The sequence below is a fragment of the Stenotrophomonas sp. PS02300 genome (assembly GCF_029959395.1).
GTDB lineage: Bacteria > Pseudomonadota > Gammaproteobacteria > Xanthomonadales > Xanthomonadaceae > Stenotrophomonas > Stenotrophomonas maltophilia_AD.
Genome location: NZ_JASCOP010000001.1, coordinates 1 through 18,899 on the forward strand (window position 1 = coordinate 1; position 18,899 = coordinate 18,899).

The following is an 18,899-nucleotide window of genomic DNA, read 5'->3' on the forward strand; positions in this document are numbered from 1 at the left end:
CACGCAGGGCGTGGCTCTACGTCCATCGGCCAGAATGCCCCCGGTAGAGCCACGCCCTGCGTGGCTGCACGCAAATCCAGAACACCCGCGTAGAGCCACGCCCTGCGTGGCTGCTCGGCAAAAACCGGCAGAACGGGAATGCAAGGAAGATGGTGCGCCCGGAGGGATTCGAACCCCCGACCAATGGCTTCGGAAGCCACTACTCTATCCGGCTGAGCTACGGGCGCATCTTGAAGAGCTGGCCGCACCACCGGCGGGCCGGGGTGGGCATCGCAGCGCCATGAGGCGGTGCGGGACGGGCATTCTATCCGTAAACGCGGCGCAGGTCTGCCCCCTTGGGTGAATCGCGCCGGACGCGGGCCTTGGCGGTATCCTTTACGCATGGCTTACGAACGTTTTGACGCCCCCGCCGGTGCCCCGCCGTCGCGTTGGGGCCAGTACTGGAAACTGATGCGCGCCGATCGCCCGATCGGCACCCTGTTGCTGCTGTGGCCCACCTGGTGGGCGCTGTGGCTGGCCGCCGGCGGGTTGCCGCCGCTGTGGATGCTGTTCGTGTTCACCGCCGGGGTGTGGCTGACGCGTTCGGCCGGCTGCGTGATCAACGACTACGCCGATCGCTGGCTGGACCCGCACGTCAAGCGCACCAAGGACCGCCCGCTGGCCAGCGGGCGCGTGAGCGGCCGCGAGGCGCTGGTGCTGTTCGCCGGCTTGATGCTGGTGGCGTTCGCGCTGGTGTTGACCCTGAACGCGCTGACCATCGGCATGAGCTTCATCGGCATCTTCCTGGCCGCCAGCTACCCCTACCTGAAGCGTTACACCCACCTGCCGCAGGTGTACCTGGGCATGGCGTTCGGCTGGGGCATCCCGATGGCGTTCGCCGCCATCCAGGGCGAAGTGCCGGTGATCGGCTGGCTGCTGTATGGCGCCAACATCCTGTGGTCCACCGCGTACGACACCTGGTACGCCATGGTCGATCGCGACGATGACCTGAAGATGGGCTCGCACTCCACCGCCATCCTGTTCGGCGACCTGGATCTGGTCATCCAGGGCATTCTGTATGCGCTGTTCCTGGGCACCATGGCGCTGGTCGGGGTGCGTGGCGGACTGGGGCTCTACTACTGGCTGGGCGTGTTGCTGGCCGCCGGGCTGATCGCCTACGAATTCTGGATCGCCCGCAAGCGCGAGCGCGACCCGTGCTTCAAGGCGTTCCTGCACAACAACTGGGTAGGCGCGGCGTTGTTCGCCGGTATTGCTGCGGCGTTGGCTGCCCAATAAAAATGGGAGGGTAGGGCATGGCGAGCAACGCAGCGGCGGCACCACGGGACGGCTGGATGGCACGCGCGGCGCTGCGCTCAGCGGCCTGGGCCGAGAAGTGGTTCCCCGACGCCTACGTCTTCGCGGTGCTGGGCGTGGTGATCGTGGCCGTAGCCGCCATGAGCTTTGGTGCCACCCCGCAGGCCACCGCCAAAGCCTTCGGCGACGGCTTCTGGAGCCTGATTCCCTTCACCATGCAGATGGCCTTCGTGGTCATCGGCGGCTACGCGGTCGCCACGGCCCCCGTGGTGGCGCGCTTCATCGAACTGCTGGCCCGGGTGCCGCGCACCGGCCGTGGCGCGGTGGTGTACGTGGGCCTGATCAGCATGCTGGCCTCGCTGCTCAGCTGGGGCTTTTCGCTGGTGTTCGGCGGGCTGCTGGTACGCGCGCTGGCCCGCCGCCAGGAACTGCAGATGGATTACCGCGCCGCCGGGGCCTCGGCCTACCTGGGCCTGGGCGCGGTGTGGGCGATGGGCCTGAGTTCCTCGGCCGCCCAGCTGCAGGCCAACCCGGCCAGCATGCCGCCCGGCCTGGTGGAAATCACCGGCGTGCTGCCCTTCACTGAAACCATCTTCCTGTGGCAGTCCATCGCGCTCACCGCCGCGCTGATCCTGGTCTCGCTGCTGATTGCCTGGCTGACCGCCCCCGGTCCGGCCACCGCACGCACCGCCAGCGATTTCGCCGGGGCCGCGCAGGCCGAACCGGAGCCGCTGCAGCCGCGCACGCGCGCCGGCGAATGGCTGGAGTACAGCCCGTTGCTCACCGTGCTGCTGTCGCTGCTGGCCTTCGGCTGGTTGTTCAGCGAGTTCGCCAGCAAGCCGGTAGTGACCGCGATCGCCAACCTCAACACCTACAACTTCCTGTTCATTTCGCTGGGGCTGCTGTTGCACTGGCGGCCGCGCAGCTTCCTCAACGCGGTGGCCAAGGCCGTGCCCAGCACCACCGGTGTGCTGATCCAGTTCCCGCTGTACGGCGGCATCGCCATGATCCTCACCCATGCGGTGGGCAGTGGCGGGGAAACGCTGGCGCATCGGCTCTCCACCGTGTTCGTGCACATCGCCACCACCGACACCTTCGCGCTGGTGATGGGCATCTACTCGGCGGTGCTGGGCTTCTTCGTGCCCTCCGGCGGCGGCAAGTGGATCATCGAAGCGCCCTACGTCATGCAGGCCGCCAACGAACTGCACGCCCACCTGGGCTGGGCGGTGCAGGTGTACAACGCCGCCGAGGCGCTGCCCAACCTGATCAACCCGTTCTGGATGCTGCCGCTGCTGGGCGTACTCGGGCTGAAGGCGCGCGACATTGTCGGCTTCACCTTCATCCAGCTGCTGGTGCATATCCCGCTGGTGCTGGGCCTGCTGTGGCTGCTGGGCATGACCCTGACCTACGTGCCGCCGGTGATGCCGTAACGCGGCCAGTGGGGCCCGCATAGCACCACGGCATGCACCACGGCCGCCAGCTGCGGCTCCTGCAGGTGGCCCCGCAGCATCTGCTCCAGCCGGTCCCGCACGTACATATCGAACTGGTGCGGCGGTTGGAGTTGCCCTTTGGCGACCAACGCGTCGATCCGGCGGCCGAGCTGCTCGTACATTTCCTTGTCCAGCGTGGTGTCGAACAGACTGGCCAGAACCTGCTCGCCTCGGGAGGATGGCGTGCCCGTGTCACCGGCCTGGGGTGGTTTCTCCAGCGCTGGCTCCAGTGCCTGCAACGCCGCAAGCCGCGCCTGTGCGGTGCGGAACTCCACCAGCACCTGGCGCAACGCGGTCCGCCCACGTTCCACGGCATCAGGGTCCGGGCCGGTGTCCTGCAGGTGCTGGCGCTGGCGGGTATACAGCTGGTTGGCGCTCTGCGCCGCCGACGGTTCGACCGGCTCGAGCGGACCCAGCAGCTGGTAATCCATCGGCTGCTCGCACACCTGCGCGGCCTGCTCGCGCGCCCAGTGCCGCACCCTTCGGTCTTCGGCGTTGAAGCGATGGCTCTCCAGTGCCAGCCGGCTTACCGCATCGCGCAGTAGTGAAAACCGGTGCAGCAGGGCGCGGTACTGGTCGCCCAGCAGCGATGGCTTGCCGGTCAGTGCGGTCTCGGCCGAGATGGCCAGCTGCAGCCGCTGCCCGAAGGCAGTGACCCGGCCGTGCAGCAGGTCGCGCCGGTGTCGGTGCAGGTCGATGTCATCACCCTGCGGGCCGATGTCCCAGTCGGGCACAAGGTAGTCACGACAGGCGTGGAAGTCCTCGGCGGCATCGGCCGGCAGCAGGCTGTGCAGGCGTTGGCGCTGTATGCCCAGCGCCGGATGGTTGTCCTGCACCGGTAACGGCAGCCACTCGGGCGGTGCCGCCGCAGGGCTGTCGCCGGTGTGGAAATCCACCAGCATGGCCGTACGTTTGTCCGGATGCGGCGCGTTGATCATGCCTACCGTGCGCAGCCGCTCCGGTGCAGTAAGCGCGCGATCCACATACAGCACGGCCCATCGCGCATCCTGGCTTGCCGGCAGTTCGCCATGCACGATCACCAGCTCCACCTCCGGCGGGATGCGCTCCGAGCCGCGGTCCATTGGCAGGCCCCGGTTGTCGAAACCCGCCACGTGGGTCTTCAAGCGCCCATCCACCGAGAGCGCGCGTTGGTAGTCCAGCGCCTGATGGACCGTTCTCACCAGCAGCGCGGCGCGAAGCCCGCGTTCGGCCAGCCGCACCAGCTCATGGAAATGCTGGCTGATCGCGGTTGCAACCTGGGCCACGCGCCGGGAGGGGGAATCCCCGTCGGGGCCGGGGCCGACGTCGCGCCATGCCTGCACCACCACGCCATCGGCGACCGCATGCTCGGGCGGGTATTCGTACAGCCTTCGGCCAGGATCCAGATCGGGCAACGGTGCGGCAACCGGTGCGGCCACCAGCGTCAGCCAGGTCGCCTGCGGCAGGCAGCGACGCAGGCGCCGCAGCAGGACGGGATCGCTGTCCCAGAAATCGGCATCCACCAGCAGGACGATATCGTCGTCGATGTCGGCCACCTCGTCATCGGCGGTGGGCAGCCTGGCCCTGCGCGCCCAACCGCGCAGGATGCGCAGTGGAACCTCATGCGGCGAGGGCAGCCTGCCGGCCAGGAACTCGGTGAGCTGGTCGGCAGGCAGCGGCCCCGGGCGTTGGCGCCGGTCCTCGGGCGGCGGTGTCAGCCGGATCAGCGGCTGCAGCACGCGAATCGGCCTGAACGTCGCATCGGCGCGCAGGGCCTGCAGCAGCCACTGCCGCGTCCGCTGCAGCCCACTGCCGGTTGCCAGGCACAGCTGTCCGCCGTTACGGCGGCCGCTGGCATCGCGGGAGCCCAATGCCTGCAGCGCACACTGCACCGCAAAGAACTGGTTGGACCGGATCAGACAGCGCCGGCCGCTTCGGCCCTCTCGCAGGAAATGCCGTATCAGCTGCAGGAACCGCGGCGGCGACAGCACGCCATGCAGCAGTTCGGCATGCGTGGACCACGGCGGGTCCAGCGGGACATCGGAGAAGGGCAGTGCCGTATCGCGCAGCCGGATCTGCGCGGCCCGGCTCCAGCCATGCTCGCGCCATTTCACCCACGCATGTGCAGGCGTGCCGACAGCGGCATGGCGGCCGCCTCGGCGATCCAGGCTGAGCAGCAGCTGCGCGTGCTGCACCGGTGGGTTGATCGGCATGCTGCCCAGGCCGCGCAACAGGTGCCGGATGCCATCGTCCACGGTTCCCCATCGGCTGTACGCATCGCGCTCCACGCAGGCCAGCACCACCAAGGGAATCCCGTTGACGTAACCGACCAGCTCGCGGACGTTGCGGTCGTGCGCATCCGTCATGGCCGGGGCATCGGCCACATCCCAATGGTTGCGCTGCACATGGTCCCAATCGATCAACGGAACCGGAACCGAGAGGCGGCGACCATTGGGCAGCTCCAGTTCCGTATGGACGCCGCTGACCAGCAGACGGTGCACAGCGCTGCTGGAGGCCACCCAATCCAGGCTGTGGCAGCACATTTCGGCCTCGGCAATGATCAGGTCGAAGGAAGTGGGCGAAAGCGCCACGCGCTCGCCTTCCCACTCGTACCGATAACGGCGCAACCATGGCAGCAGCCGCTTCTCCAGCAATGCGCTGTGATGTTCGCCGCGTAACGCTGCCACTGCGCGCTCATCAAGGGGATTCCAGCCCAATCGCCGCAGCCACCCCAGTACGGAATCACGCACACCGAACCTGCTGTGGGGGGTGTTCATGCGCGCCCTCCATGGTGTGAACCGAAGACAAGCACGCAGAGGGCGTCGAATTTCTGGCGAATGATGTTCATGGCACCAGTCTGGACGAACGAATGCTGCCGTTGCTGTGTGCATCATTCCGTTTCATGCGTTCGCCGAGCGCAGCGCGCAACGCATTCTCGATGCATTTTCCAATCGAGATAGTTTCGGTCAATTGCTGAGCGATTGGAGCGGCGGCTTCAGGTCAGATCCGACAGTTCCCGCTCCAGCGCATCCAGCTCGGCATTCAACTCCGCCTGGAGGGCCATAAAGCGCGCGGACAGCTCCGCACGCTGCGCGCGCAACGTCGCAAGATCGGCGGTGGGGCAGCGGGCCGCCGGCTGCACGTAACGCGCAACGCTCAGGGCGCCGCTATTGCGGGCAAGCTCCTCAGAACTGGCCAGATACGCCACGCCGGGCACCGTTCTGCGCTCGCTGCAGAGGCGGTGGAGCGTGCGCGCGGCCTGGTCACCCAGGCGCGGACCGCGCTTTCCATGCGTCGCCATCCCGCGTGCATCGACAAACAGCACGTCGTCATGCCGGCGCACCTTGCGCATCACCAGCAGCGCGGTGGCCACCGACGCACCGGAAAACAGCCGGTCGGGCAGGCCGATCACCATGTCCACCAGGTTGTCGTCCAGCCAGCACTGCCGGATGCGCGCCTCTTCGCCATCGCGGAACAGCACCCCGTGCGGCACCACGATGGCCATGCGCCCACGCAGCGGCTCCAGCGTGGCCAGCATGTGCTGGATCAGCGCGGTATGCGCCCACTGCCGGGACGGGACCCCCTGCAGGAAGCGGAAATAGGGATCGTGGCTGGCCTGCGCCGGCGCCCACTTCAGCGAAAGCGGCGGGCACGAAAGCGCCACATGGAAACGCTGCAGTTCGCCTTCCTGCAGCAGCGGTTCCTCCAGTGGGTCGCGGGTGTACAGGCGCGGGGTGTCGGTGCCCTGCAGCAGCAGGCGCAGCCGGGCCATGGCGCATTGCATGGCATCCGGGTCCTGCCCATACAGCGGGTAGCGGGCCGGGCCTGCCGGAGCAAGCGCACTCTGCGCGTCACGCATCCAGGCGGCGGCTGCCCGCAGCACGGCCCCCTGCCGGCAGCTGGGATCGTAGACCGCCTCATCGGCACAGGGGTGGGTGAGCGCAGCCATCAGCCAGCTCAACCCGGCGGGCACCTGCGCGGGAAGCAGGGCATCCACCGCATCGCCGACGTCCGCGCGGGGCTGGCCGCGCTGCTGGCGGAAGTCCAACGCAGGCAGCGAAAGGCGCTCCAGCACCTGCAACAGCGCGGCATCGCGCACGACCGGGTCGTCGGGCAGCGCATCCTCCAGCTTCAACGTCGGGAACAGCCCACCCAGCTTGCGCGGATTGGCCAGGGCAAACACCCGCAGGGCGTTCATCACCCTCAGGCCGTTGCCTTCCGCATGACGCTGCCGGAACAGGGTGTCGAAGCGTGCCTGGAGCGGAACGGAGTAGGGCACGCAGCGCGGCGGCTCGCCCGGTGAGTACGGAATGGCCGGGTTGCCGTAGTACGTGGCGTCGCTGGCTACTTTCAGCAGCAGCAACGCCAGGATCAGGCAGGTATCGGCGTCCGGCCTCTTGCCCTTTTCGAGCGCATCGCGGGCGTGGACGAGAGCTGTGAGCGTGGCGGGAACATTACACACCATCAACCTGCCTGCTCGCCCAGGAGGTGCGCCGCATAACGGGCAACCTCCTGGTGACGCGCGGCGATCATGCGCTCGCAGTGGCACTTCTCAAGCTGCGCGGCCCTGGCGATGGCAACTATGCGCTGCTGCAGGAGCAGGGGAGGCAACTGCACGCGCAGCTCCTCGATAGCCACCTTGCGAAGACTCTGCTGGCGCGATCCTGCGGATTGCCGGCGCAGCTGCTCCTGTGCCGTTTCCTGATTCAGCTGCCACGCGAGGAAGGCCGGCATGACCCGCTCGTGATCGCTCACCCGGATGACATACAGGTGAGGGCTGCAGACGGTGTCCAAGGGCGGATTGCACAGCAGCACGGCAAGCGGGTGGGCGCCGCGTGCGGCAAGCAGCACATCGCCCTCCTGTACCCAATCCGGCGCCTTGCGTGGGTGCAACCGCGTACGCAGAAGATCGTCCGGATCGTGCACGCCGGCTGCGCTGAGGTTCTTCAACTGGATCACCCGGACCGGCCCATCGGAGAAGGCGGTGATTGCACCCCGGAAGGGATGTCCCTGACGGATGCTGGCGATGTCCGCGAGCTTCGCACTGCGACGTGGATTGTTCATGGGGCGAACCATGCGTGGCACGAATTCGCACGTCAAATGAGCGTTCTGCACCATTCGGTATGGTGCAGCGGGACCCCCGGAAAGTGATACCTGCACCGCAAAGTTCGAGAGGCGCAGCGTTCAATTCGACGGATTTGGGTAGGCGGGATCAATCGGCAAAAATGCATTGCGCAAACCATGGCGACGGAGGTCGTCGCAACGCCCCACATTCATCCAGCTGACTGCGCTTAGCCCCATATATGGATTCCGTCTACGCATAAGCGATGGCGTGGGCGGCCGCCAGGAATTGACGAATTTGTATTCAAATTGCCACGTCGTTTTAACGAGCCCATCCACACGATTGACTCGACCGCGGCATACCGCACGCGGCACCCGGAGACCCGACATGGCCCAGCAGCAGCGTAATCAGAGCTCCCAGAACCGGCGTGGTGAGGATCAGGAGCGCGGACGCGACCAGCAGCAACAGCAGCAGGAACAGCACCGCAACCAGAATCAGCAGCAGGGCTGGAAGGACGAAGAAGAGTGACGGCTGGCTGTAGCGCCGACCGATGAAGGCCCCGCTCCGGCGGGGCCTTTCTAGTGCAGGGCACCCAGTTCGGCAGCGGCCATCAGTTCATCCTCCACCGCCGAGAAGCGCTGCAGGTCGAAGGTATCCAGCCGCATCGCCTGCGCGGCCGTGGAGAACGCCAGCGTTGCCAGCACCCGCTCGGGGTGCTGCGCCCACGGTGGTACATAACGTGGCGCTGCAATCAGCCCAGTCTCCCGGTAGGGCGCCAGCGTGACCAGGTCGCCCAGGTCCACACGCCCGCAGAACAGCAGCCGAAGCGTATCGCCCCGGTTCTCATGCAGGGCGCGCTTGATGAAGGCGGTCACCAGCAGGAGCCCTTCCAGGTAGGCGCCATCCTTGGTGAAGCACACCCGCCCGCGCACATCGCCGCCCCGGAAGATGCGGGCCGCACTGCGGTAGCTGTCCACCTCCGACTGCCCGGCGGCGAGGAACGCGCGGAACACCTCGATGAAATCCGCGCCCTCCAGGGCTTCCTGCAACCGCACCACCCGCAATGCCAACCGGCGCAGGCGGTTGATGTCCATCGCCCCGGTGATGATCTCCGAGAACGTGGCCAGCCCTTCCTGCGTGCGCGTGGTACGCGGCGCACCCGCGCCGAGGCAGCGCAACCACGGCTGGTGCTTGCCATTGAGCAGGGTGGCCGAGTGGATGAAGGCCTCATGCTCGACCAGCTGGTCCAGATCCAGCTGCGAAAACAGCGCATCGGCGCGCAGGCGGATCACTTTGCTGCCGGCGGCGGCCTTGGAGGCCAGTTCGGTATCCAGCACCACTTTCACCTCGTCGTCGGTGAAGAACGGTTCGATGCGCTGGCGCAGCAGCACGGAGAAATCCGGCGCGGGAATGTCGTACTGGATGCGGGGCACGTACTGCGAGCCGATCAGCTGGTCGGCGATGGCCAGCATCTGCGCGGCCGACTGCGCCGTGGTGGTGGTCTGCGAGCGGTACTGGGTACTGGGCTGGCCGTACAACAGCGTGGAGCAGGCGGTGAAGCGGGGGTTGCCGATATTGGCCAGCATGCTGGCGGCCACCCGGTAGCTCCACGCGGTGCGGTACAGCCAGTCGCCCACGGGATGGCCGCGGTCCAGGTGCTGCAGGATGTCGTCCAGTGCCGCAATGGTGTCGGTGTGGTCAACCGGCTGGGTCGGCGGGGCGGGCATCTCCGGCGATCCACTCCGCCAGGAGGCCAGGAAGCGGGTTTCCATCTCTATCGGCCACGCCAGCCCGGACAGCACGCGGATTCTGTTGCCGAGCTTGGCCAGCCGCGCATCGACCTCCAGTAAAGGCGCAAGCGCAGGGTCCGCCTGGGTAGGGTCGGGGCAGGAGGGGGACGTGACCTTTTCCACGGCGGTACCCTGGCTTGAGCACCATCCCACTGTGTTGGCAGCCGGCGTCCCCGGCAACCGCGCTTCTACCTGCCGGAAGGCAGCAAATGTACTGGGCGCAGGTGAATGCGGGGGCGATCAGGCCGCCGCAGGCGCGCGCAGGTGCCAGCCCTGCGCGGGGTCTTCCAGCGCACCCGCCGTCACAGCGCCCAGCGTCACCACGATCCCGCGCGCGTTGGGCAGCACCTTCTGCTCCGGGAACCAGCGACGGGTGGCGTCCACCACGATCAGCAGGCCCTCGTCGTCGCCCAGCGCGGCGAAGTGCGGCACCGGCGGGCTGAGGTAGCCCAGCCCGAACGCGGCTTCGGCGCGTGCGCCCAGCGCGGCCACGTCGGCCGTGGGCAGCCCGACCTCGCTGACGCAGGTCAGCTCGCTGCCGTGGAACTCGCCGACCCGTCCGGACGCAGGCAGCCGGCGCCGCCCGATCAGTTCCAGGATCAGCCCGTCAGGGCCATCGAAGTAGATGGATTCCGACTCCCAGCGCCCGCCAAAGGTGAAGTGCGCCTCGCCCTTGGCGTTGCGCTGCAGCGGTGTGCGCGCCAGCAGCCACGTGGTGGCTGCCTCGAAACGATCCGCCGGCACGTTGAAGGCCAGGTGCACGCCGCCGACCGGGTCGCTGCCCGCTGGGCGCAGTTGCACGTCCGTCCAGCCGATCCGCACCACGCCGTCCTGCACCGGCAACTGCAGCACTTCTGCGAAGTAAGCGCCCACCTGTGCAACATCGGAAACGGGAAGCTGGAGCGTATGGATGCGCATGGAACCAGGCACCGGAAGCAGGAGGTGATGTCAAAAGCCTGACATCGCCCGTAGGGAGAATGGACTCTTGGCCCTTACAATGTGATGAGCTTCACGTTAACTACGTGCGTTTCATCACGCATGTCGTCACCACCCCGGTCCGTGGGCGGGATGTGAACGCCATGGCATTGGCGCGCCGCTATGCTACGCCCCCCGGCGTAGTGTGATGCGCGCCACGACACGAATCAGGAGGATCCGTTGTCCCATCATCGTCCCATGACGCTGCTCGCCCTGTCGCTGAGCATCCTGCTGGCCGCGTGCAAGCCCGACGCCGCCCCGACCGCTCCGGCAGATGCCGCCGCACCCGTCGCCGCAGCACCCGCTGCCGCCCCGGCAGCCGCACCCGCCACTGCTGAGCCCACCGCACCGGCCACTGCCGCCGATGCTTCCGCCACCTGCGAACTGGCCGACTTCGATGCGTTCCTGCCCGAGTTCGGCAGGAAGATCGCCCTGCAGGAGAAGTCGGTAGCCGACCCGCTGCTGAGCGAACGCTACGACACCGAAGGGCAGGGCGAGCCCACCCTGGTCAGCGAGAAGGTGCCGCTAAGCGAAGTCACCTGGCCGGTCATGCCCAATCCCTCGGGCCTTAAGGCCGTGGGCCGCGAGATGCAGGTCACCAAAGAGGCCGACGGCAGCATGAAGGTGCTGATCCGCACGCCCGATACCAGCAACCAGCAGTCGTACTACTTCGCCCAGCGCCCGTGCTGGCAGCTGGTGCGCATGGCCGATGAGTCGATCTGATCCCGGGAGCTGGTGATGTCCACACTGCGTTTCGTTCCCACTGCCGCACTGGCATTGTTGCTGGCTGCGTGCAATGCACCCACCGGGGCCGGCGGCACCGCCGCCACTCCAGAAACCGCTGCTGCGCCCGCGGTCGCAGCGGCGACTACCCCTTCACCCACACCGCAAGAAGAGAAAGGCATGCACAAGGAATGCCCAGGTGCCACGTTGCACCTGACCGCGTTGCCGGCCAAGGACGGTGACACCACCCGCACCCGCCTGGAGATCGAGAAGGACGGCCAGCGCCGTGCCATCGAGACCCCGGCAGAGCTGGGTGACTACACCGCTGTTGGCCTGGCCTGCGCTGAAGACAAGCAGGGCGCTTCATACTTCGTGGTGCAGTACGGCGAACTGCCGTTCGGCTGCGCGTTCTGCGAATGGTTCACCCTGTACGACGCCGATGGCAAGCAGCTGACCCACAACACCCCGCCCCTGCGCGGCGAAGCCGATGCACAGTCGCCCAACAACGACGAGTACTCGCAGCTGATCGCCAAGCTGGGCATCACCCACCCGGAGGTGGACTACATCGAAGACTGAGCTGGACATCGACATGACGTCGATGCGCGTTGCCCGGAACATGAATTCTGGTACGTAACGGCCGCGCGCCGATACACAACGCAGCGGTAGGTATCGACCGTTGGTCGATACGCTTCAAAGGAGCAGCACCCCTTAAGGAAAGCCTCTTTCTCATAGAATGGATAGCACAGACATGCCAAACGACATCTACACGAACATGGTGCAGCCGCCTGGCGCGGCGTACCGCAGCAACCAGATCGAATCGTGGAGCCACTACCGCGAGCCGATCGACGAAAGCCGCCCGCTGCACGGCCAATCGCGCCGCTGGGGCGATGCCTCCCCCGAAGTACAGTCGCGTGTGATCGACTCGCTGATCGAGTCCTCGCGCGATGCCGGCCTCACCCTGCGCGAAACCGCGTACGTGCTGGCCATCGCCCGCGTCGAATCCGGCTTCAACCCGGATGCCGCCGCCGGCACCACCTCGGCCTCCGGCCTGGGCCAGTTCATCGACCGCACCGGCAAGCATTACGGCCTGAACAACGCCAACCGCTTCGACGTCGACGCACAGTCCGACGCGCTGGTGGCGCACTTCGTCGACAACCGCAACCTGGCACGTGACCGTGGCCAGGGCGAAGACTACATCTACAAGTACCACCACGATGGCCCGACCAAGGACTACGGCGGCCTCGGCCTGGCGCAGCGCAAGGTCGCGCCGCACCTGGATGAGTACGAACAGTTCGTCAACCAGCGCCTGAGCCAGACCCAGGCGCAGGCACAGGCACCGGCCCAGCCGCATGCCGTTACGGGCGCCGCCGCGGCCGTGGCTGGCGCTGCTGCCATTGGCGCCGCTGCCACCCAGGCACGCTCCTACGAGCACACCATGCAGGTGATGCTGCCGCCGCAGAACGGCGTCAAGCCGCACATCACTGGCCACTTCGGTGAGCACCGTGGCGAGAAGAGCCATGGCGGCAGCGACTTCAACTACGTCGGCGGCCAGACCGGCCGCAACCTGCAGCACCCGACCATCCACGCGCCGATCGCCGGCACCGTGACCTCGGTGGGCGGCAAGTACGGCACCGTGATGATCCAGGACGCGCAGGGCAACTCGCACCAGATCCTGCACATGCAGGACACCAAGGTGAAGGTCGGCCAGCACGTGGAGCCGGGCGATGCCATCGGCACCATGGGCGGCCGCGGCCCGCAGGGCGCCAACCAGTACGCCCAGCACGTGCACTACCAGATGAAGGATCCGGCCGGGAAGCTGATCAACCCGGAGACCTACTGGAACAAGGGCATCCAGCAGGAAGCGGGCAAGCACGGGCATGCGCACGACCATGACCACGCGCCGGCCGGCACCCTGCGCAAGGGTGACCGCAGCGATGAAGTGACCAAGCTGCAGGAAGAACTGAACCGCCTGGGCGTGCGCGATGCCAACGGCAACCGCCTGTCCGAAGACGGCAAGTTCGGCGACAACACCCGCGAAGCGGTGCAGGCCTTCCAGAAGCAGCAGGGCCTGAAGGACGACGGCATCGTGGGCCGGGAGACCTTCGGCAAGCTGGCGGCCACCCAGGCGCAGGGCGCGGAAACCCGCACCGCCACCGGTCCGCAGCTGGGCGAGAAAGGCCATGCGGACACGCCGCTGCACAACGCGATCCGTGGCCAGCTGCCGGCCGCCATCTCCAACGAAGCGGCGGCCAACGTCACCCTGCAGGCCAAGCAGGCCGGCATTGATTCGCCGGAGAAGCTGCAGAGCGTGACCGTGCAGGATGGCAAGGCGTTCGTGATGGGCACCACCCCGGGCTACCGCGCCGCCGTGGACCTGAGCGAGGCGCCGTCGCTGGAGCACACCAACGCCCAGCTGCAAAGCAACAACGCCAGCCAGCAGCAGGTGCAGGACGAGCAGCAGAAGGTGGCGATGGGGCGCTGAGCCCCACCCTAGATCTGCGCAACCGCGTGTGTGGTATGGAGGCCAGCCGGGGCAACCCGGCTGGCCTTTCCTTTGCCGGGGCGCCACTGGCTTAAACTACGCTGCGGCTGCGTTGCAGCGTTTCTGGCAGTGAACGAGGTTGATCGAGATGGAGATGGGACGCCGCCAGCCGGCCATTGAACTGGTGGCCATCGATATGGATGGCACGCTGCTGGACCCCGCGCACAAGCTCACCCCGCGCGTGAAGCAGGCCATTGCCCGTGCACGGGCAATGGGCGTGCGGATCGTATTGACCAGCGGGCGACCGGTGTCCGGGCTGGCCCCGTTCCTGGAGGAGCTGGACATCAACGGCGCGGAGGACTACTGCATCGCCTGCAACGGCGGTCTGGTCACCCGCGTGGCCACCGGTGACGTGGTGGTGGAGTACCCGCTCAGCTTCGATGACTTCCTGTTCTGCGAGCAGGTGGCGCGCGAGGTGGGCGTGCACTTCCAGGCGCTGGATGGCGAACGCCTGTACACGCCCAACCGCGACATCAGCATCTACACCGTGGCCGATTCCCACCTGTCGCGCGTGCCGCTGTCGTATCGCAGCGTGGACGAGATGGACCCGTCGATGTCCTTCATCAAACTGATGATGGTGGACGAGCCACAGATCCTGGATGCGGTCATTCCGCGCCTGCCATCGGCGCTGACCGAGCGCTTCGCCGTGCTCAAGAGCGCGGCGTTCTTCCTCGAAGTGTTCGACCACCGCGCCGGCAAGGGCCCAAGCCTGCAGAAGCTGGCCGAACACCTGGGCATCGACCGCACCCAGGTGATGGCCATCGGCGACCAGGAAAACGACCTGACCATGCTGCAGTACGCCGGCACCAGCGTGGCCATGGGCAACGCGGTGGACGTTGTCAAAGCCACCGCCCTGCATCAGACAACCACGAATTCCGAAGACGGCGTCGCGCTGGCCATCGAAAAGTACGTACTACGTGACCCAACCCACTGCTAACCGTCCGCACGTGCGGAGCTGCCGAGGGTAGGGTCGGTTCCCAAACGACCGCCCTCAACACCAGTCAATGCATTGACGCATGGCCCCGGAACGGAGCGACGCTTCTACACGCCGCCCTGCAGCAATCAGACGCGTCTAACGCCGCCACCCTGCTGAGCGACATAAGCCTCCCAAAGCGTCGCCAAGTCCTCCCCGGTGTGCGCCTTCCACAACGCCGGCGTATAGCTGCCCTTGCGCAGCGCCGCATCCAGCGCCTTCACCAGGCCTGGATGCCCGGCTTCGCCCCACTTCAGGAACGCACCGGTGACACGGTAGCCGGTGTCCACCTTGTGCTCCGGCTTGACCTGCGAAGGCAGCGCCCAGCCGCCGGCCGCGTTGTCCACGCCGTAATGATCGCGCGCAAAGTCCGCGATGCCCTCCACCAGCCACGAAGGCGCCTGCTCGCTGGCGTAGCCCGGGTAACCCTGCACGATGTGCATGGCCTCGTGGGTCACCAGGTCGGTGTCGTTGGGGTGCTTCTCCAGCCAGCGCGGGTTGATGGTGATGGTGGCCGACTTCTCCTTCTCACCTACATACGCAACCCCGTCGTACGACGGGTCCATGACGATGCGCACGCTGGACGGCGCCGCAGGATGGTAGTCGCGGCGTTCGCGCGGATACGTGGCGAAGAAGGTGGCGATGATGCGGTCGCGCACGGCAGCAACCGTTGAACCGCTCTGGTCCTGGTAGGTCAGGGTGACGCCATCGCGTGTCTGTTGGATCTCCGCCGCGTGCGCAGCGGGAAAGGCGAGGGTTGCAGCAACCACAGGGACGATCAGGCAACGGCGCAAACGCATACGCGGCACTCCAGGACGTGATGGGCAACCGCGCTGATCCTGCAACACGGCGCCGGCCTGCCGCAAGTGCCATTTCGTTCGATCTAAGCGCTTGGAAATGGTTTCATTTCAAATTATTGACAATTCATTTAGATCGATCTAGAAAAGCTGCACCCCACGCCCCACGGAACCCCCTGCACCCCAACTCTCCTGCGCCGACGCGGCGCCGGGAGACCTTGTACTGGAGATCTGCAAGATGAAGCGCACGTTGCTGTCGTTGCTGGTGTCATCCGTACTGCTCCACCCCCTGGCCGCACAGGCACAGGCGTCCCCCTCCGACGAAGAAGGCGCCACGCCGGCCACCCGCCAGCTGGATACGGTGAACGTCACCGGCTCGCTGATTCCGCGCGCGCAGATCGAAGGGCCTTCGCCGGTGACCACCATCACCGCCGAAGAAATTGAGGCACAGGGCTTCACCACGGTGTTCGATGCGTTGCGCTCGCTGCCGATGGCCAACGGCTCGGTGCAGGACTCGCAGGGCACGGGGTTCTACACACCGGGCGCGAAGACGGTCAGCCTGTTCGGGCTGGACCCGAGCTACACGCTCACCCTGCTCAACGGGCGACCGCTCAACAGCTATCCGCTTGCCTACAACGGCAATACCAGCATCGTGGACATCGCCAATATTCCGCTGGGCATGGTGGAACGCATCGACGTGCTCACCGGCGGGCAGTCGTCGGTGTACGGCTCGTCGGCGGTGGCGGGTGTGATCAACATCGTGCTGAAGGACAAGGTGGAAGGCACCCACTTCCGCTACCGTGCCGGCGGCTACAGCGACGGCGGCGGCTCCAGCCAGCGCTTCATCTTCAGCAGCGGCCATTCCTTCGGCAACCTCGACCTCAGCTACGGCCTGGAGTACACCAAACAGAAGCCGATCTTCGCCTCCGACCGCAGTTACATCGACAGTGTCAACGACAGCCCGACCGGGCCGCAGGACCCCTCGCGCACCTTCCTGCGCATGCAGATGTCCCCCAACGGCTACATCGACCCCGGCCAGGCCACGTGCGCGCCGCTGTCGTATCTGTTCGGTGGCAGCACCACCTACGCGCACCGCAACGCGGCAGGCACCGGCTACTACTGCGGCAGTCCGGACAACGTCGGCACCGCCACGCTCTACAACAAGAGCGAGGACGTCAACGCCACCACATTCCTGCGCTACCACCTCAGCGAAACGACCGAGCTGTACTCGGACATCCTCTTCAGCTTCGGCCGGCCCACCTACTCCGGTGGCAGCCCGTTCTGGAACAAGACCTTCTACAACCAGACCACCGGCAACTACGAGCAGTGGCAGCGTATCTATGCACCCGAAGAAGTGGGCATGGACGCGAAGGACCAGCGGGTCTATACGCGCTCATGGAACATCACCGCCGGTGCACGCGGCGGGCTGGGCGACACCGGCTTCGACTACGACGTGTACGTGAACCGATCGAGCACCGACGTCACCCGCAAGTCCACCGACTTCCTGGCCACGGGCGGTGTTGACGACTACTACCTTGGCCCGAAGCTGGGCATGGTCAACGGCTACGAAGCCTATGCGCCGAACCTGGGCGTGCTGTACCAGCCGCTCACCCGCGAGCAGTACGACCAGTTCAGCGGCACCAACCGCGCCGCGTCCTCCGCATCGCGCACCGGGGTCACCGCGCTGGTGACCAACACCTCGTTGTTTGGCCTGCCCGCCGGCGATGTCGGCTTTGCGATGATCGTGCAGGGCACCCGCGAGAAGTTCTTCAACCAGTCGGCCGATCCCAATGCCGCGGTGCTGTTCCGCGGCCAGACGGCCGGCACCTCGGCCGAGGGCCAGCGTGACCTGTACGCAGTCGGCGCGGAACTGCAGGTGCCGATCTTCGACACCTTCAGCGCCAACCTGTCGGGGCGCTATGACAAGTACTCCCTGCAGGGTGGTGGTGGCAACGGCAAGGCGACCTGGAAGCTCGGCCTGGAATACCGCCCGATCGACTCGCTGCTGCTGCGCGGCAGCTATGCCACCGCGTTCCGCTCGCCGGACATGTTCTACCTGTATTCACGCGAAAGCAGCGGCTACACCACCAACGTGGACACCTTCCTGTGCCGCAGTGCGGGCTACACCTCGGAGAACTTCGATGAGTGCCCGCAGGCGTCGCTGTCGGTGCTGTCCTCCAGCACCGGCAACCGCGACCTCAAGGACATCACGGCCGAGACCTTCACTTATGGCGTGGTCTGGTCGGCGCTGGACAATGCCCTGAACCTGTCCCTCGACTACAACTCGGTGAAGATCGAGAACGAAGTCTCCATCCTGGGCACCGACAGCATCCTCGCCACCGAGGCCAACTGCCGCTTGGGGACGTCCGAGAACGGCGACGTCGCATTCGACATCAACTCGCCAACCTGTCGCCAGGTCCTGGCCCAGGTGCAGCGCCTGCCGGCTACCGATCCGCTCAATCCCAACGGCGTCTCCAAGGTCTTCTCCTATCCGATCAACCTGGCCAAGCAGCGCCAGACCGGCATCCAGGCATCGGGCGACTACCGCTGGAACGCCGGGCGCGCAGGCGATTTCGGGGTGACCGCAGGCTACTACCGGCCGCTGAAGCACGAACTGCAGCAGCAGGAAGGCGACCCGGTCTACGACATGCTCTGCTGTGGCTATTCCAATGAGCTGCAGTACCGCGCCACGCTGGGCGTGAACTGGAACATCGGCGCGTTCAGCACCAACGTGTACGGCGTGCGCAACGCGCGAACCTGGAATGCCACCGGCGAGGAACGCAACATCGGCCCCTGGACCACCTGGAACGCCACGCTCAACTACCGCATCAACAAGCTGGCCAGTGTGCTGCTGACCGCCAACAACCTCACCAACGAACGCCCGCCGGTGGACAGCACCAACGGCAACTGGCCGTACTACGACCAGGGCGTGTACAACGCCTTCGGTCGTTCGATGTTCGTAGAGCTGTCGCTCGACTTCCAGTAAGTAGAACCGGATCCAACCCTACCGCCAAGGCATCGCGGTGGCACACGTAACACGTGGCCACCGCCGGTAGGGTTGGTTCCCAAACAACCGCCGCTAACGTCGCAACGCCCGGTAACGCATGACCGGCAACGGAGCAAAGCCCCTCCAGCTGAACACCCACACCATCGCAAAAGGTGCTTTGAAAGTACTTGCATGGCTCAGCATCGACGCAAGCCACACCCTGATGCGGCTATAGAAGCTTTGATCGGGTGGAGCAGTACGTGTCGGTAATGGCAGGAAGTTGGATAGC

Annotated in this window: 14 protein-coding genes and 1 tRNA gene; 8 read left to right on the forward strand and 7 right to left on the reverse strand. The window is 66.3% G+C overall.

Features of this window, described 5'->3' with window-relative positions; genetic code table 11:
* Positions 1 to 150: 150 nt before the first annotated feature.
* Positions 151 to 227 (reverse strand) — tRNA-Arg (locus QMX79_RS00005).
* Positions 228 to 381: 154 nt separating this feature from the next.
* Here QMX79_RS00005 and ubiA point away from each other — a divergent pair.
* Together ubiA and QMX79_RS00015 are read left to right on the forward strand one after the other, a co-directional pair.
* On the forward strand, positions 382 to 1,275 hold the full coding sequence (ubiA, locus tag QMX79_RS00010) for a 4-hydroxybenzoate octaprenyltransferase (RefSeq protein ID WP_282243077.1): 894 nt from the start codon (positions 382 to 384) through the stop codon (positions 1,273 to 1,275).
* 17 nt (positions 1,276 to 1,292) lie between these two features.
* A complete protein-coding gene (locus QMX79_RS00015; protein WP_282243079.1) occupies positions 1,293 to 2,723 on the forward strand; it encodes a TIGR00366 family protein in 1,431 nt (476 codons plus the stop codon).
* Here QMX79_RS00015 and QMX79_RS00020 read toward each other — a convergent pair.
* The 3 genes from QMX79_RS00020 to QMX79_RS00030 all read right to left on the reverse strand — a co-directional run bounded on the left by QMX79_RS00020 (position 2,699) and on the right by QMX79_RS00030 (position 7,826).
* On the reverse strand, positions 2,699 to 5,539 hold the full coding sequence (locus QMX79_RS00020) for a type I restriction endonuclease (protein WP_282243081.1): 2,841 nt from the start codon (positions 5,537 to 5,539) through the stop codon (positions 2,699 to 2,701). The two genes, QMX79_RS00015 and QMX79_RS00020, sit on opposite strands and share 25 nt — an antisense overlap.
* A 218-nt stretch (positions 5,540 to 5,757) precedes the next feature.
* A complete protein-coding gene (locus QMX79_RS00025; protein ID WP_282243083.1) occupies positions 5,758 to 7,224 on the reverse strand; it encodes an N-6 DNA methylase in 1,467 nt (488 codons plus the stop codon).
* A gap of 2 nt (positions 7,225 to 7,226) precedes the next feature.
* Positions 7,227 to 7,826, reverse strand: a complete 600-nt coding sequence (locus QMX79_RS00030) for a restriction endonuclease subunit S (RefSeq protein WP_282243086.1) — start codon at positions 7,824 to 7,826, stop codon at positions 7,227 to 7,229.
* Positions 7,827 to 8,211: 385 nt separating this feature from the next.
* On the opposite strand from QMX79_RS00030, the gene QMX79_RS00035 reads away from it, so the two are divergent.
* Positions 8,212 to 8,352 (forward strand): hypothetical protein, encoded by a 141-nt coding sequence (locus QMX79_RS00035; RefSeq protein WP_282243088.1) that lies wholly within the window; start codon positions 8,212 to 8,214, stop codon positions 8,350 to 8,352.
* 50 nt (positions 8,353 to 8,402) lie between these two features.
* Here QMX79_RS00035 and QMX79_RS00040 read toward each other — a convergent pair whose 3' ends face one another.
* Complete coding sequence (locus QMX79_RS00040) at positions 8,403 to 9,737, reverse strand: flavohemoglobin expression-modulating QEGLA motif protein (protein WP_282243090.1); 1,335 nt, start codon at positions 9,735 to 9,737, stop codon at positions 8,403 to 8,405.
* A gap of 117 nt (positions 9,738 to 9,854) precedes the next feature.
* On the reverse strand, positions 9,855 to 10,532 hold the full coding sequence (locus tag QMX79_RS00045; protein ID WP_282243092.1) for a VOC family protein: 678 nt from the start codon (positions 10,530 to 10,532) through the stop codon (positions 9,855 to 9,857).
* A 255-nt stretch (positions 10,533 to 10,787) separates the two neighbouring features.
* Between QMX79_RS00045 and QMX79_RS00050 the strand changes: the two genes are divergently transcribed.
* From QMX79_RS00050 to yidA, 4 genes are all read left to right on the forward strand, one after another.
* A complete protein-coding gene (locus tag QMX79_RS00050; RefSeq protein ID WP_282243093.1) occupies positions 10,788 to 11,312 on the forward strand; it encodes a hypothetical protein in 525 nt (174 codons plus the stop codon).
* A 15-nt stretch (positions 11,313 to 11,327) separates the two neighbouring features.
* Positions 11,328 to 11,888 carry a hypothetical protein gene (locus QMX79_RS00055; protein WP_282243094.1) on the forward strand — a complete coding sequence of 187 codons (561 nt, stop codon included), beginning with the start codon at positions 11,328 to 11,330 and terminating at the stop codon, positions 11,886 to 11,888.
* A 172-nt stretch (positions 11,889 to 12,060) separates the two neighbouring features.
* The gene (locus QMX79_RS00060) at positions 12,061 to 13,794 is read left to right on the forward strand and encodes a peptidoglycan-binding protein (protein ID WP_282243096.1); all 1,734 of its coding nucleotides are present in this window, start codon (positions 12,061 to 12,063) and stop codon (positions 13,792 to 13,794) included.
* A gap of 148 nt (positions 13,795 to 13,942) precedes the next feature.
* Complete coding sequence (gene yidA, locus QMX79_RS00065; RefSeq protein ID WP_282243098.1) at positions 13,943 to 14,791, forward strand: sugar-phosphatase; 849 nt, start codon at positions 13,943 to 13,945, stop codon at positions 14,789 to 14,791.
* A 125-nt stretch (positions 14,792 to 14,916) separates the two neighbouring features.
* Here the strand turns inward: yidA and QMX79_RS00070 are convergent, their stop codons facing one another.
* The gene (locus QMX79_RS00070) at positions 14,917 to 15,627 is read right to left on the reverse strand and encodes a basic secretory protein-like protein (RefSeq protein ID WP_282243100.1); all 711 of its coding nucleotides are present in this window, start codon (positions 15,625 to 15,627) and stop codon (positions 14,917 to 14,919) included.
* 235 nt (positions 15,628 to 15,862) lie between these two features.
* Between QMX79_RS00070 and QMX79_RS00075 the strand changes: the two genes are divergently transcribed.
* The gene (locus QMX79_RS00075; protein ID WP_282243102.1) at positions 15,863 to 18,610 is read left to right on the forward strand and encodes a TonB-dependent receptor; all 2,748 of its coding nucleotides are present in this window, start codon (positions 15,863 to 15,865) and stop codon (positions 18,608 to 18,610) included.
* The last annotated feature ends 289 nt before the right edge of the window (positions 18,611 to 18,899 follow it).

Bases quoted from the DNA above. Each gene is read 5' to 3' on its own strand.
- QMX79_RS00050 (WP_282243093.1), top strand. From the start codon at position 10,788: ATGACGCTGCTCGCCCTGTCGCTGAGCATCCTGCTGGCCGCGTGCAAG.
- QMX79_RS00060 (WP_282243096.1), top strand. From the start codon at position 12,061: ATGCCAAACGACATCTACACGAACATGGTGCAGCCGCCTGGCGCGGCG.
- yidA (WP_282243098.1), top strand. From the start codon at position 13,943: ATGGAGATGGGACGCCGCCAGCCGGCCATTGAACTGGTGGCCATCGAT.
- ubiA (WP_282243077.1), top strand. From the start codon at position 382: ATGGCTTACGAACGTTTTGACGCCCCCGCCGGTGCCCCGCCGTCGCGT.
- QMX79_RS00075 (WP_282243102.1), top strand. From the start codon at position 15,863: ATGAAGCGCACGTTGCTGTCGTTGCTGGTGTCATCCGTACTGCTCCAC.
- QMX79_RS00020 (WP_282243081.1), bottom strand. From the start codon at position 5,539: ATGAACACCCCCCACAGCAGGTTCGGTGTGCGTGATTCCGTACTGGGG.
- QMX79_RS00055 (WP_282243094.1), top strand. From the start codon at position 11,328: ATGTCCACACTGCGTTTCGTTCCCACTGCCGCACTGGCATTGTTGCTG.
- QMX79_RS00035 (WP_282243088.1), top strand. From the start codon at position 8,212: ATGGCCCAGCAGCAGCGTAATCAGAGCTCCCAGAACCGGCGTGGTGAG.
- QMX79_RS00015 (WP_282243079.1), top strand. From the start codon at position 1,293: ATGGCGAGCAACGCAGCGGCGGCACCACGGGACGGCTGGATGGCACGC.
- QMX79_RS00030 (WP_282243086.1), bottom strand. From the start codon at position 7,826: ATGAACAATCCACGTCGCAGTGCGAAGCTCGCGGACATCGCCAGCATC.
- QMX79_RS00070 (WP_282243100.1), bottom strand. From the start codon at position 15,627: ATGCGTTTGCGCCGTTGCCTGATCGTCCCTGTGGTTGCTGCAACCCTC.
- QMX79_RS00045 (WP_282243092.1), bottom strand. From the start codon at position 10,532: ATGCGCATCCATACGCTCCAGCTTCCCGTTTCCGATGTTGCACAGGTG.